The organism is Actinoplanes xinjiangensis (assembly GCF_003148685.1).
GTDB lineage: Bacteria > Actinomycetota > Actinomycetes > Mycobacteriales > Micromonosporaceae > Actinoplanes > Actinoplanes xinjiangensis.
In genome coordinates this window covers 258938-272565 of the sequence record NZ_QGGR01000014.1, presented here as the reverse complement: position 1 = coordinate 272565, position 13628 = coordinate 258938, and the positions used below count along the sequence as shown (strand labels likewise).

Sequence of the window (13628 nt, the reverse complement as noted above, 5' to 3'; positions counted from 1 at the left end):
ACTCTCGGGGTTTTGCATGAGTGAGCTCACCGCCCACCTGGACGTCCCACTCGACCGGGCCGCGCCCGCTGCCGCCCGCCGCGCGGTCACCGCGGTGCTGGCCGGCTGGGGGTTCCGGGATGCCGACTGGCTGGACGCGGCCGCCGTGGTGGTCAGCGAGCTGGTCACCAACGCGGTCCGGCACGGCGGCGGCTGTCTGGCACTGCACCTGGAGTCCCACGACGAGCGGGTGATCGTGTCGGTCGCCGACGGCTCGTCCGTGGTGCCGCGCCGCCGTGCTCCCGACAACGGCGGCGGCCGGGGCATCGCCCTCATCGAGGCCCTGTCCGAGGGCTGGTCGGTGGAGAACTACCGCGGCGGCAAGCGAGTCCTGGTGGAACTGGTGCGCTGTCCCCAGGGTGGTGCGGCATGAAGATCGTCCGCCTCGACGACGGCGACGTGACCCGGCTGATGCTGCGCGGAGAACTCGACCTGGACACCGGCGACCTGTTCGAGCAGCAGGCCGCACTCGCCATCGCCGACCGGCCACGAGAGCTGGTCGTCGACGTGGCGGGGCTGACCTTCTGCGACTCGTCCGGCATCGACGTGCTGGTCGCCGCCCACGAGACCGCCACGCGGGCTGGCATCGATTTCCGGGTGCACCGGCCGCAAGGCATAGTGCTCCGGTCGCTCACCGTCACCGGGGTCTACGAGATGCTGGTCGGCGGCCGGTCAGATCGAGAACCGACCGGCGGACGCCCGTAACCGGTCGGCGAGCGTCTGCACGTCCGCGGCCGTCCGGGCCACCTCACCGACCGCCTCCCGGCTGGACGCGGTGCCGTGCGCGACGCTGGCGATGTTGGCGGCGATGTCGGTGACCCCGTTCGCGGCCTCGCTGACCCCGCGGCTCATCTCGGCGGTCGTGGCACTCTGCTGTTCGACGGCCGAGGCGATGGTGGTCTGGAAGTCGCTGATCTGCTCGATGATCCGGCTGATCTCGTCGATCGCGGTGACCGCCTGACCGGTGTCACTCTGGATCGCGGCGATCTGCTGGGAGATCTTCTCGGTCGCCCGGGCCGTCTCCTGGGCCAGGTCCTTGACCTCGCTCGCGACCACGGCGAAACCCTTCCCGGACTCGCCGGCGCGGGCCGCCTCGATGGTGGCGTTCAGCGCCAGCAGGTTGGTCTGCGACGCGATCGCGGTGATCGTCTCGATGACGTCGCCGATCTGCGCCGACGACTCGCCGAGCCGGTTGATCGTCTCGCTGGTGGCCCGGGCGGCGGCGACCGCGTCGGTCGCGACCTGGGCGGCGTCGGCGGCGTTACGGGAGATCTCGGTGATCGCCGAACCCATCTCCTCGGTGCCGGCCGCGACCGTGTGCACGTTGCCGGCGACCCCGTTCGCGGCGGCCGCGGCCATCCCGGCCTGCTGGTCGGCCTCGGCGACGGCGCTGTCGATCTGGTGACTGACCCGGCGCATGGTGTCGGAGGCGTCGGTGAGCCGGCCACCGTTGTCGACGATCTCGGTGACCGTGGTCTTCACCCCGGCGATGGCCTCGTCCACGGCGCGCGACATCACCGCGACCTCGTCGCTGCCGGTGGTGTCCGGGCGCAGGGTCAGGTCACCGCGCGCCATACCGCGCAACACCTCGACTAATCGGCCCACCGGGCCGGTGACGCTGCGGGTCACCGCCACCGTGCAGAGGACGGCGGCGGCCACCGACGCCACGAACACGACGATCATCGCGGTACGCAAGGACGCCGCCTCGTCCTGAGCGTCCTGTGCCGCGGCGTCCGCCCGGGCGACGACCGAGGTGACCAGCTTGCCGGTCACCTCGATGATCTCGAAGTAGACCGCGTAGCTCTCCTCGAGCAGCAGCTTGTCACCCTCGTCGATCCGCCCGGCGGCGTACAGGGCCACCACCTGGTCGTCGGTCGTCTTGAACCTGTCCCACAGTCCGGCCAGCTTCTCGAACTCGGCGCGCTCGGCGTCTGTCATGGCCGTCGTGTCGGTCTCCGCGAGCAGCTTCAGAAGCACGGCGAGGTCGGCCAGGAAGCCCTTCCGGTTGGCGCTGTCCGGGCTGACGGCCTTCACCGGGTCCATCCGGCGGGTGTCCCACGCGTAGGCGATCTGCCATCCGGAGATGTCGCCGTTGTAGTACTTCTGCTCGTCCACCTGATGCATCAGGTGCAGCAGCCGCCGCAGCTCGTCAGCCGAGGCCGACTGCCGGGTCAGCCCCCACGCACCGATGCCGACGGCCACGCCGAGAAGTATCAGCACCACCAGGAAGGCACCGCCGATCCGCCCGGCCAGCCGCATCCGCCGCAGAATCGCCATCGAGTCCCCCCGCCTGTCGCCGGTCCCCGACCCTCCCATCGGCAGGCCGGATCCGGCGCTGAGCGGCAATGATCACCTCGGGACGGTCATCCGGGCACACGTGCCCCGGCCGGACCCGGCCGACTCGACAGTGAGGGTGCCCTCGTGCGCCCGCATGATCCGGTCGGCGATGCTCAGACCCAGCCCGACACCCGGAACAGCCTGCTCGCGGGCGAACTGGCCGCGATAGAACCGCTCCACCACATGGGGCAGCTCATCGGCCGGGATGCCGGCTCCCTCGTCGACGACCTCGAGCCGGCCCGCGGTCACCCGGATGGTCACGGTCTGCCCGGTGACACTGAAGATCACCGCATTGCGTACGAGATGCTCGGCCGCCTGACTGAGCCGGGTGAAGTCGCCGGGAACCGTGCAGGGGCCGGGCCCCGACTCGATCACGATCGGCACGTCCCGCTGCGCCGCCTGGCCCCGGCAGGCCGCCGACGCCGCCTCGGCCACCGCGATCAGGTCGGTGCCGGCACGCAGCAGCGGTAGGGGCGCGGCCGCCGGGCGGGTGCCGGCCAGCAGATGATCGACCATCCGGACCAGGCGTTCACCGTTGCGCTGAATCGGGTCGATCAGCCGCCGGTAGGGCGCCAGCTCCTCGTTGTCGACCAGCAGCTCCAGGTAGCCCTGGATGGTGGTGACCGGAGTACGCAGCTCGTGCGACACGGTCGCGACGAAGTCCTCCTCGCGGCTGATCGCCCGGGACAGCTCGTCGCCGATCTCGGCCAGCAACTGCCGGTTGCGCAGCGCCGCCAGGTGGCCGACGGCCTGCCCGGCCAGAGTGCGCAGCAGATCCAGCTGCCGGTCGCCGACCGTACCCGGCTTGTCGTCGAGCACGCTCAGGCTGCCCAGCGTGTGCCCGTCCTCGTCGACCAGCGGCACCCCGGCCCAGAACCGGACGTTGGGAGCCTCCCGCACACACTCCCACGTGCGGTACCGCGGCTCGGCGAGGGTGTCCTCGACGACCAGCGGCTCGCGGGTGTCGACGACCGGTGCGGAGAACGAGGTGTTCAGGGGCCCGCCGTCGCCGGGTACACCGGTCTTGCCGGCGAACCACTCCCGGTCGGCGTCCAGCAGGGTCACCGTGGACATCGGCGTGCCGAGGACGGCGCCGGCCAGCCGGGTCAGCTCGTCGAGCACGACCGGGCGCGGGGCACCCAGCAGGTGATAGCTGTGCACAGCCGCGAGACGGGCGTCTTCCCCTAATGCGCTCACATCAGTATCCGTTTCTCCGCCGGCAGCCGACGGCTTCCCGCCACGGCTCGTGGATCGCCTTTCGGCGGCTCGCGGGAGCCGGTTGAGGAGTTCACCGGGCCGAAATCCGGACCCGGCCAAACCTCAGCCATCGCCCGGAAAAGGCGATAGGCCACGTAGCACCAAGGCCGGTCAGTCGAAGGAGGGCCACGATGAGGACCGAGCTGTACCGGTCGGGCGATGCCGATAACAAGAAGCCCACACTGCTGCTCGTCGACGACGACGACGTGATGCTCGAGACCCTCTCCATCCAGCTGGGCCGCGACCATCGGCTGCTGAGAGCGGAGGACGCCGAGCAGGCGCTGAAACTGCTCGCCGCGAACGACAACGTCGCCGCGGTGGTCAGTGACGTGCGGATGCCCGGCATGGACGGCATCACGCTGCTCGGCCGGATCCAGGCGGACTTCCCGGACGTCATCCGGATCCTGCACAGCGGCCACGGCGACATGAAGACCGTCATCGCCGCGATCAACTCCGGTGGTGTCTACCGCTACCTGGCGAAGCCGGCCAGCCGCACCGAACTCATGGACGCGATCAAGGGTGCGGTGACCCGGCACGATCACGCGATGGCCGAACGCAAGATGGTCGACACCACGCTGAAGACCAGCGTGCAGGCACTCTTCGGCATCCTCGAACTGTCCAGCCCGCTCGGGTTCGCCCGGGCCGGCCGGATCCGTAAGCTGGTCGGCGAACTCACCAGCGCCCTCGAACTGGACGGGCTCTGGGAGATCGAGGTCGCCGCGATGGCCTCCCAGATCGGCGCGGTCAGCGTGCCGGCCGACGTGATGAGCAAGCTCACCGAGGGCGCCAACCTCACCCCGGACGAGCAGAAGGCCGTCAACGGGATGCCGGCCATGGTGCTCCCGCTGATCAAGGACATCCCGATGATCGAGGACGTGGTGTCCACGGTCCGCGGGCTGGCCGGCGAGAAACCCCCGGCCGGCGGCTGGTCGCCGCTGGTCGAGGGCGCGATCAGCGTCGTACGGACGGCCATCGAGTACGACACCGCGGCGGCCCGTTCCACCACGCCCGCGATGGCCATCAACACGCTGACCCGGCAGGGCACCTGCGCCCCGCACGTGCTGGCCGCCCTGCGGCAGGTCAAGGGCGTGGAGAGCCCGGTGGCCGGCGGCACGCACGCCTACGCGGTGGCCGATCTCCAGGTCGGGATGCGCCTGGCCCAGGACGTGCTGGCGACCAACGGACTCGTGCTGATCGGCAGCGGCACGGTGGTGACCGAGGCGATGCTGGACCGTCTGGTCAACTTCTCCCGCGTGGTGGGTCTGGTCGAGCCGGTACTCACCGCCGCCTGACCCGTCCGTCATCAGACCAGCCGCTCGTACTCGAGGGTGAGAGCCCGAACCGCCCGCACGGTGCCGCCGGTCACGGCGAGCAGGCGGTCCGCGATGCGGCCGGGGCCGGTGACGACCCCGCCCCGGGCCGCGTCCTCCACCTGCGAGCAGAGCTCCGCCAGCTCGACGGCGCCGATGTTCGCGGCCGACCCCTTCAGGCTGTGCGCGTGGTCCCGGACCGGGCCCGGGTCGCCCGCATGCATCAGGCGGACCAGCTCGTCCGCCGCGAGAGGGGCCTTCGCGGCGAACGAGCGGAGCAGCCGGAGCACCAGGGCCACCTCGGCGGGCGACGGTGCCGGCTCGACGAGATCGGCGAGACGGGCCCGTACCCCGGCCACCCGGGCCAGGTCCTCCGGCTGTGTGGCGGTCTCCATCCGCCCATGGTGCGCCCGGCCGGCGGCCATCAGGAGTATTTTGCGGCGATTACGCTCCCCAGCTCGCCTGGGTGCCGCCCACCCGCTCGGCGGCGACCGTCCGGGCGTACCCCGATGCCTGGAAGGCCTTGACCGGGTCGCGCGGCAGCCCCCGGGCCTCCCGCCGGTCGGCGAGAGCCCCCCGCACGTCGGTCTCGTAGGCGTCCATCAGCACCTGGTGCGCACCGAGCACGTCACCCTCGCGCTGCGCGGTCGCGAGCGCCGCCTGGTCGACCTGGAGCGCCTTGGCCAGCGCCTGCTCGACATTGAGGACCGACAGGATCTGGCCGGGGATCTTCTCCTCGATGTTGTGGCACTGGTCGAGCATGAAGTTGACACCCGACTCCGGCCGGTGCGCGTCCGCCGCCACGATCTCCGACATGATCCGGAACAGCTGGAACGGGTCGGCCGAACCCACGATCAGGTCGTCGTCGGCGTAGTAGCGCGAGTTGAAGTCGAACGCGCCGAGCTTCTTCTGCCGGATCAGCTGCATCACGATGAACTCGATGTTCGTTCCCGGCGCGTGGTGACCGGTGTCCAGAACGACCGTCGCCCGCTCGCCCAGCGCCAGACAGTGCAGCAGCGACGTGCCCCAGTCCGGGATGTCGGTGGAGTAGAAGTACGGCTCGAAGAACTTGTACTCCAGCAGAATCCGGTGGTTGTCGTCGGAGGCGTCGTAGATCTCCCGCAGCGACTCGGCCAACCGGTCCTGCCGGCCCCGCAGCGAGTCCTGACCGGCGTAGTTCAAGCCGTCCGGCAGCCAGATCTTCAGATCCGTCGAACCGGTCTGCCGCATCACGTCCAGGCACTGCCGGTGATGGTCGATCGCCTTGCGGCGGATCGCCGGATCCGGGTTGCACAGCGAGCCCAGCCGGTAGTCGTCGTCCTGGAACACGTTCGAGTTGATCGCGCCGATCTGCACACCCAGCTTGTCGGCGTGCGCCTTCAGGTCGCCCCAGTCGTCGACCAGGTCCCACGGAATGTGCAGCGACACCCGGTTGGCCAGGCCGGTGAGACGATTCACCTGCGCGGCGTCGGACAGCTTCTCGTACGGGTTGCGTGGCCCACCGGGACGGGTGAAGACCTTGAACCGGGTGCCCGAGTTCCCGTACGCCCAGCTCGGGACCTCGATCGTGAAGCCGTCCAGACCGTCGAGGTTCATGATGTGGTACCTCCGTACCGTCGATTGGTGAGCCCGTTCAACAGAGCGGCGAACACCAGCACCGCGCCGAGCGCGAGGAGCTGGTACTGCGAGCCCTCGTTACCGACGAAGGCCAGCAGGATGCCGGCGTTGAGCCAGACGATGAGCAGAGTGGCCAGCACGACCCCGGAGACCCGGCCGATGCCACCGGTGATCGCCACCCCGCCGAGGACGGCGATGGTGATCGCGGGCAGGGCCATACCGTTGCCGGAGACGCCCGCGTCCGGGCGGGCCGAGGCGAACTGTCCCACGGTCACCACGGCCACCAGACCGGAGATCAGACCCGCGTAGACGTACGCCTTGAAGCGTGTGTCCCGGACCGGGAGCCCGGCCCAGCGAGCGGCGACGTCGTTGGTGCCGATCGCGTAGAGGCGCCGCCCGTACGCGGTGCGGGCCAGCAGCAGCCAGACCGCCACCGCGGTGGGCAGCAGGAACGTGAAGATGCCCAGCGGCACGTTCGGTACGTACTCGCCGAACAGCGGCAGCTCCACCGACCTGCTCAGGGAGAACAGCTCCTGGATCGGCTTCGTGCTGATCGGCTGCTGGTTGTTGATCACGATCGCGAGCGATTTGTACGCGTAGAACGTCGCCAGGGTCGCGATCAGGGCCGGGAAGCCGATGTACGAGACCAGGAAGCCGTTGACCGCACCGAGCAGTGCGCCGAACCCGGCCGTGGCCAGGATCGCCAGCCACAGCGGCCAGCCCCATTCGCCGTACGCGAAGCCGAACACCATGCCGGCCAGGCTCACCATCGCACCCACGGACAGGTCGATGCCGCCGCGGCCGGAGAGGATCACCAGCATCTCGGCCAGGCCCAGCATCGCCAGCGGCACCGCGCTGATCAGGCTCGCCGACATGTAGTCGAAGTCGTAGGGCGCGGTGAGGTAGCCGCCGGCGTCGTTGATGAAGAACGTGACGACCACTACGACGATCAGTACCGCGAGCAGGGCGATCCGCTGGGTGAGCAGGATCTTGACGAAGTCCGTCTTCTCCCGTTTTTCCGCGACGGTTGTCATCGGGCCCTCCTTGCGCGGGCACGCAGCAGGTCCGCGCCGACCGCCACGATGATGAAGATGCCGACGAACAGGTCGGACAGCTGCGAACGCCAGCCCAGCTGGGTCACCCCGGACACCACCGACTGCACCAGCAGCGCGCCGAGCAGGGTGCCGAGCACCGAGCCGCGGCCGCCCATGATGCTCGTGCCGCCGATCACGACCGCCGCGATCACCGCGAGTTCCTTGCCGGAGCCGACCGACTGGTCCAGCGTCGACGTGCCCTGCGCGATCACGAAACACGAGGCGAGACCGACGAGCACACCGGTCAGCACGTAGGCCAGCAGGATCCGGCGCTGGACCCGGACCCCCGCGAGCCGCGCCGCCTGCGCGTCGCCGCCGATCGCGAAGAAGTGCCGCCCACCGGCCGTGTGCCGCAGATACCACCAGGCCACCGCGGTGATCACCAGGGTGATCAGGAAGGCGTGCGGGATGCCGAGGGTACGGCCGTCCGGTCCCCGCCCGAAGAACGCCAGCGTCCCCGGGATGCCGTTCACCGTGCCGGAGCCGAAGATCCGCAGGCCGAGGAACATGAACAGGTTGGCCGTACCGAACGTTATGATGATCGCGTGCACCCGGCCGTACGCGATGAGCACGCCGTTGACCAGGCCGAGCACACCGCCCGCGGCGATCGACAGCAGTACCGCGACACCCAGGTTGACCTCGGCTCCGACCAGCGCCTTCGCCGTCAGCACCGAACACACCATGATCGCGCCGCCGACCGACACGTCGATGCCGCCGGTGATGATCACGATGGTCATCGCCACGCCGACCAGTGCCACCGGAGCGGTGGCCACCAGCAGCGGCTGGATCGAGCCGGCCGTGAGGAACGCCGGTGTGCTGACCGCCAGCGCCGCCCACAGCAGGACGATCACGCCGACCAGGACGATCTCCTGGCCGGTGATCGGCGACGGCAGAACCCGCCGCCGGATCTTCGCCTCCGTCACCGCGGTCATCGCTCGCCTCCGGCGGTCTTCGTCATCGCTGCCGCGGTCATCGGCTGCCTCCCGCGGCTGCGGCCAGCAGGTCCACCTGGCTGGCGTCCGGGCCGAACTCGTCGGTCGTGGTGCCGCCCCGCACCACCTGGATGCGGTCGGCGATCCGCAGCGCCTCCGGCAGGTCCGAGGTGACGACCAGGACGGCGGTGCCCTCCTCGGCCAGTTCGGTGATCAACCGGTGGATCTCCTCCTTGGCACCGACGTCGACACCCTGCGTCGGCTCGGCCAGAACCAGGACCTTCGGTCGCTCGACGAGCTGCCGGGCCAGGACGACCTTCTGCGCGTTGCCGCCGGACATCGCACTGATGGGCTGGCGTTCGTGTGGCGTCTTCACCGCGAGGCGCTTGATCAGCTCCAGCGCCTTGGCGCGTTCCCGCGCGCGGTCGATGAACACCCCGAACCGCGACATCCGGCGCAGGTGGCCGGCCGAGATGTTGAAGGCGATCGACTGGAAGCCGAACATGCCCTCGACCTTGCGGTTCGCCGGCAACAGCGCGATACCCAACCGCTGTGCATGCTCGGGATTCCTGATGTTGACTTGAGTTGAGTTGATCAATATGGATCCATGTGTACTTCGGTCAATGCCGTACACACATGCGGCGATCTCCGAGACGCCCGAGCCGACCAGGCCGTACAGTGCCACGATCTCGCCGGCCCGGACGCTCACGTCGACGTCGCGGAACCTGCCCTCGCGGGTCAGATTCCGCAGCTCCAGCACCGCCGGCCCGTCCGGCACCCGGCGGTGCGGCCGGGCGTCCGACAGTTCCTCTCCCACCATCAGGTGGGCGATCTGCCGCACGCTCAGATCCTTGATCGGGTACGTGCCGATGGTCCGCCCGTCACGCATGACGGTGACCTCGTCGGCGATCCGGAACAATTCGTCCAGCCGGTGCGAGATGTAGACGACCGCCACACCGGCGGCCGTGAGCCGCCGGACCACGTCGAAGAGCACCTCGATCTCGGCGTCGGTCAGGATCGCCGACGGCTCGTCCAGGATCAGCACCTTCGCGTCCGCCGCCAGGGCCTTCGCGATCGACACCTGCTGCTGCTCGGCCACCGACAGGGTGCCCACCTCGGCGGTCGTGTACCGCTCCGGCAGCCCGAGCAGTTCCAGCAGCTCGACCACCTTCGCGTTCTGCGCCGCCCAGTCGACCCGGCCGGCCTTACGCAGCTCACGGCCGAGGAAGATGTTCTCGGCGACGGTCAGTTCCGGGAAGAGCTGCGGCTCCTGATAGACGGTGGCGATGCCGAGCGCGATCGCCGCCGTGGTGGAGCCCAGCTTGACCGGCTCACCCTCGAACTCGATCTCGCCGGTGTCGGCCACCTCGGCCCCCGCGACGATCTTGATCATCGTGGACTTGCCGGCGCCGTTCTCACCGACCAGGGCGTGGACCTTGCCCGCCCGTACCGTGAAATCGGCGTGCTGGATGGCCCGGACCGCGCCGAACCGCTTCGCCACAGCGGTAAGGCGCAGCCTCGGGGTTTCGATCTCGTCGGTCATCAGTAGTTGAACTGGTCGACGTTCTGGTCGGTGATCGCCAGCGCCGGACCGAGGAGCAGCATCTTGTTCGCCTCGGTGTAGGTGACCGCGGACAGCTCACTCGACACGCTGTTCGTCGCCGCGAACGGCTTGCCCTGCGCGATCTGGGCGCCGGCCCACGCCGTCAGGTAGCCGAGGTTCTCCACGTCCCAGAGGATCGCGGCGGTCGACGACTTGTCCTGCAGGTACGGCTTCATCGCCTGCGGGGTGCCCAGGCCCACCGTGAAGACCTTGCCGATCTTGCCGGCGTCCTTGACGGCCTGCGCCACACCCGGCGCGGACGAGGTGCACTCGCCGACCAGGCCGGTCAGGTCCGGGTGCGCGTTCATCAGGTCGGTCGCCATCTGCGTCGCCTTCGCCTGGTCCTCACCGGCGTAGACGATGTCGACGATCTCGGCGTCCGGGTACTTCTCCTTGGTGTACGCCTTCTGGACCTCGATCCAGGAGTTCAGGTTCTCCGCGGTCTGACCGCAGGACACGATCGCGTACTTGCCCTTGCCGCCCATCGCCGTCAGCAGCGAATCGGTCAACCCCTGGCCGATGCCCTCGGCGGTGGCCTGGTTGACGAACACCTCCCGAACGCTCGACGGGGCGTCGGTGTCGGCGGTCGCCACGTGGATGCCGGCGTCCTTGGCCTGCTGCAGCAGCGGCGCCATGCTGTCCGGGTCGTTCGGCGCGACGATCAGAGCGTCGACCTTCTGCTGGATGTACGACCGCACGATGTCAGCCTGCGCTGCGGCGTCCGCCTGGGTCGGGCCCTGGTAGAGCCACTCGACGTTGCCGAGTGCGGCGGCCGCCTCCTTGCCGCCGGCGTTCATCGCCTCGAAGTAGGGAACACCCTGCAACTTCGGGACGAAAGCCACCTTGTAGGTCTTCTTACCCGCGTCACCCGATGCGGCGGTGTCGGTGTCGTTCTTCTTGGTGCAGCCGGTCAGAGCTATGGCGGCCGTCGTGGCCATGACGACGGCAGCGGTAAACCGAGGACGCATGACGCCTCCTGATAAAGGGTTCTTGAAACGTTCTAGCTGAGGTGTGAGTCACGTTACGAGTCCGTTAGGGCAGGGTCAAGAGTTGATTCCCAGGGTGGCCTTGATTTCTTCTTCGAGCAGGTCATTCGCACAAGGCGCCATCCTGATACGTTTCAAGCCGCGTCACCGTTACCCCCGTTTCGTCCCGTCGGCGCTTCTCTGCGGCTTCGCTCCCACGTCGTCCCACCACTCGGCCGCACCGTCCCACCACTCAGCCACACCGTCGCGTTGCCTGGCGCCCGTCGTCCAGCCTCGGCTACCCGCGGCGCTTCCCGGCCCGACCAGGATCTACCGCTGTTGCGGCGGTAGGTGGCGCTCTGCCGTCGTGTTTCGCTACGGCGTTGCCCGGCGGGACGTCGGTCCGCCTCGTGTTGTCCGCTGGTGTTGCTTAGGCGGAGGCGGTCTATCTCGTGTTGCTCCGAGGTACTGCCTGGCGGCTGCCGATCCGCCGTGTGTTGTCCGGTCCTAGTGCCTGAGCGGCGGCCTACCTCGTGTTGTTCCGCGGTGCCGTCCGCTGTGTGGCGGTGTGCCTTGTGTTAGTTCCGCGGCGTTCTCTGGCGGCTGCCGGTCCGTCTTGTGTTGTCCCGTGGTGCTGTCTGAGGACGGCGGGCTGTCTTGTGTTGTCCGGTGCTGTTGTCTCAGGGTGGCGGGCTGCGTCGGTTGTTCTGTGGGGTTGTCCCGCAGCTGGTGATCCGCCTTGTGTTGTTCTGTGGGGTTGTCCCGCAGCTGGTGATCCGCCTTGTGTTGTTCTGTGGTGTTGTCCGCTAGGTGACGGTCTGGCTTGCTCTACCCCATCGTGTTGCCTGGCGGCCGCGGCGCCGGTGTCGCGGGGGACCGCGGATTGGGCTGGGCGAAGACGACAGCGGGCCCCGCCGGTCGTGCGGCAGGGCCCGTGGGTGGCAGTGTTTGTGGCTCGTGGGTGACAGCGTTTATGGCCCGCCGTCAGCGGAGCCTTCGGATCAGGACGGTCACGCCTGCCGCCATGGCGAGCGCGGCGCCGATCAGGGCGTAGCGTTTCCGCCGGTCCGGCATCTGGTCCGACACTGGGCCGGACGACGGGTCGGTGCGGCCTCGCAACGTACCGATGGCTTCGGAAGCCCTGGCCGGCAGCGTGCCGATCGCGGTGGTGGCACGTTCCGCGGCTTCGGCTGCCGCCTCGGCCAGATGTGTCCTGGTCTCGGCGGACTCCTGCCTCGCCTGCGACGACTCGCTGGACGTCACCACTCGACGGCTGCCCGTCGACGGCGAACCGGCACGTGCCTTGTCGCCGGCAGTCACCGTCTCGTTGTCCGACGTGCGTTTGCCGTGGATCGCCTCGGTCACGGCTTCCGCCTTGGCGGCGATGCTGCCGGCTGCCCCGGCCGCCGCCTGCCTGATCCGGCCCGGCTCGGCATCGGTGGCCGTACCGGTCAATTGGTTCTTCTTCTCCGCGGCGACCTCCATGACCTTGTCCTTGGTCTCCGCGGCGGCTTCGGTCAGCTGTGCCTTCTTCTCCGCCACCGCCTCGGTGAACTGCGTCTTCTTCTCCGCGGCGGCTTCCTTCATACGGCTGGGGACGTCCAGCTTCGCGACCAGCGCGGCGGCGGTCTCGCCCATCTCCGCCCGGGTCTGCTCGATCTCCGCCCGGAGTGCCTCGGCCGGATCGTCTCCCTGTCCGTTCCGGGCCAGTTCGGCAGCGGCGTGAACATCCTCATCGTGGTTCGTGGACGTCCGGCCCTGTTCCGACCCGGTCGGTCCGGTCGCCCTTGTGGTGCCGGGGCCGTCGCCGTGCGTGGCGGCCGCCTCCCGGGTACCGCTGTCCGCCCTCGGATCGATCCGGCGTCCGGTGTCGCCCGGGTTCTGGACGTCGGTTCGGCCGCCCATCGGTGTCTGAGCGCCGGTTCCGCTGATGGCCTGGTTCCCTACTCCGGTAGTGGTCTGCGCGTGGGCGCTGGTTCGGCCCGGGACGGTGGCCGGGTTGCGGGTCTCCATCGGCGCGGTCCTTTCGACGTTCGCCGTAGGCGCCGACGGAGCTGATGCGGGTGTCGTGGTGCTGATGGACGGAGTCGCACTGGGCGGGGTCGCACTGTGTGGACCTGATCCGGGCACCGCCGCTCGGCCTGTTGCGCGGCCGGAAACCGGAGCCGAAGTTGCGTCACTACTCGCGGCGTGCTGGTGGGCGGGCTTCGGTGGGTCGTCACCGCGGTCCGCGACCGTCCTGGCCGGCGGCATGAAGTCCTGAACCGGCGTGGCTCCCGCCGACATCGGTCGCGGTGCTTCCGGGACCGCCTTCGCCGACGGCATTCCGCCTGGTCCTGGCGTTGGCATTCCGCTCGATCCGGCTGTGGGCATTCCACCTGATCCCGTCGTGGGCCCACCGCTCTGTCCCGCCATGGGCCTACCGCTCTGTCCTGCTGTGGGCGTTCCATTCGGTCCGGCTGTTGGCATTCCGC

At 69.3% G+C, this 13628-nt stretch carries 12 protein-coding genes; 3 read left to right on the top strand and 9 right to left on the bottom strand.

Annotation, left to right across the window (positions count from 1 at the left end):
• Positions 1-16 precede the first annotated feature (16 nt).
• Positions 17-412, top strand: coding sequence for an ATP-binding protein (locus BC793_RS29255; protein ID WP_109598326.1), 396 nt, complete (start codon positions 17-19; stop codon positions 410-412).
• Positions 409-744, top strand: a complete 336-nt coding sequence (locus tag BC793_RS29250) for an STAS domain-containing protein (RefSeq protein ID WP_109598324.1) — start codon at positions 409-411, stop codon at positions 742-744. Before BC793_RS29255 ends, BC793_RS29250 begins: the two co-directional genes overlap by 4 nt.
• Here the strand turns inward: BC793_RS29250 and BC793_RS29245 are convergent.
• On the bottom strand, positions 712-2316 hold the full coding sequence (locus tag BC793_RS29245; RefSeq protein WP_109598322.1) for a methyl-accepting chemotaxis protein: 1605 nt from the start codon (positions 2314-2316) through the stop codon (positions 712-714). The genes BC793_RS29250 and BC793_RS29245 overlap by 33 nt on opposite strands.
• A 72-nt stretch (positions 2317-2388) precedes the next feature.
• The gene (locus BC793_RS52415; RefSeq protein ID WP_109598320.1) at positions 2389-3573 is read right to left on the bottom strand and encodes a sensor histidine kinase; all 1185 of its coding nucleotides are present in this window, start codon (positions 3571-3573) and stop codon (positions 2389-2391) included.
• Between the two features lie 191 nt (positions 3574-3764).
• Here BC793_RS52415 and BC793_RS29235 point away from each other — a divergent pair, with 191 nt between their 5' ends.
• Positions 3765-4925 carry a response regulator gene (locus BC793_RS29235; RefSeq protein WP_109598318.1) on the top strand — a complete coding sequence of 387 codons (1161 nt, stop codon included), beginning with the start codon at positions 3765-3767 and terminating at the stop codon, positions 4923-4925.
• Between the two features lie 11 nt (positions 4926-4936).
• On the opposite strand, the gene BC793_RS29230 is transcribed toward BC793_RS29235, so the two are convergent.
• From BC793_RS29230 to BC793_RS49795, 7 genes are all read right to left on the bottom strand, one after another.
• On the bottom strand, positions 4937-5338 hold the full coding sequence (locus tag BC793_RS29230) for an Hpt domain-containing protein (protein WP_109598316.1): 402 nt from the start codon (positions 5336-5338) through the stop codon (positions 4937-4939).
• 49 nt (positions 5339-5387) lie between these two features.
• Entirely contained in the window at positions 5388-6539 is a 1152-nt protein-coding gene (gene rhaI, locus BC793_RS29225; protein WP_109598314.1) for an L-rhamnose isomerase, read from the bottom strand.
• On the bottom strand, positions 6536-7594 hold the full coding sequence (locus tag BC793_RS29220; protein ID WP_109598312.1) for an ABC transporter permease: 1059 nt from the start codon (positions 7592-7594) through the stop codon (positions 6536-6538). The genes rhaI and BC793_RS29220 overlap by 4 nt, the downstream gene beginning before the upstream one ends.
• Complete coding sequence (locus tag BC793_RS29215; RefSeq protein ID WP_109598310.1) at positions 7591-8586, bottom strand: ABC transporter permease; 996 nt, start codon at positions 8584-8586, stop codon at positions 7591-7593. Before BC793_RS29215 ends, BC793_RS29220 begins: the two co-directional genes overlap by 4 nt.
• Positions 8587-8623: 37 nt before the next feature.
• Positions 8624-10129 (bottom strand): sugar ABC transporter ATP-binding protein, encoded by a 1506-nt coding sequence (locus BC793_RS29210; RefSeq protein WP_109598309.1) that lies wholly within the window; start codon positions 10127-10129, stop codon positions 8624-8626.
• Entirely contained in the window at positions 10129-11157 is a 1029-nt protein-coding gene (locus BC793_RS29205) for an autoinducer 2 ABC transporter substrate-binding protein (protein ID WP_109598307.1), read from the bottom strand. Before BC793_RS29205 ends, BC793_RS29210 begins: the two co-directional genes overlap by 1 nt.
• 981 nt (positions 11158-12138) lie before the next feature.
• Positions 12139-13167, bottom strand: coding sequence for a DUF3618 domain-containing protein (locus BC793_RS49795; RefSeq protein WP_158319407.1), 1029 nt, complete (start codon positions 13165-13167; stop codon positions 12139-12141).
• Positions 13168-13628: the final 461 nt, after the last annotated feature.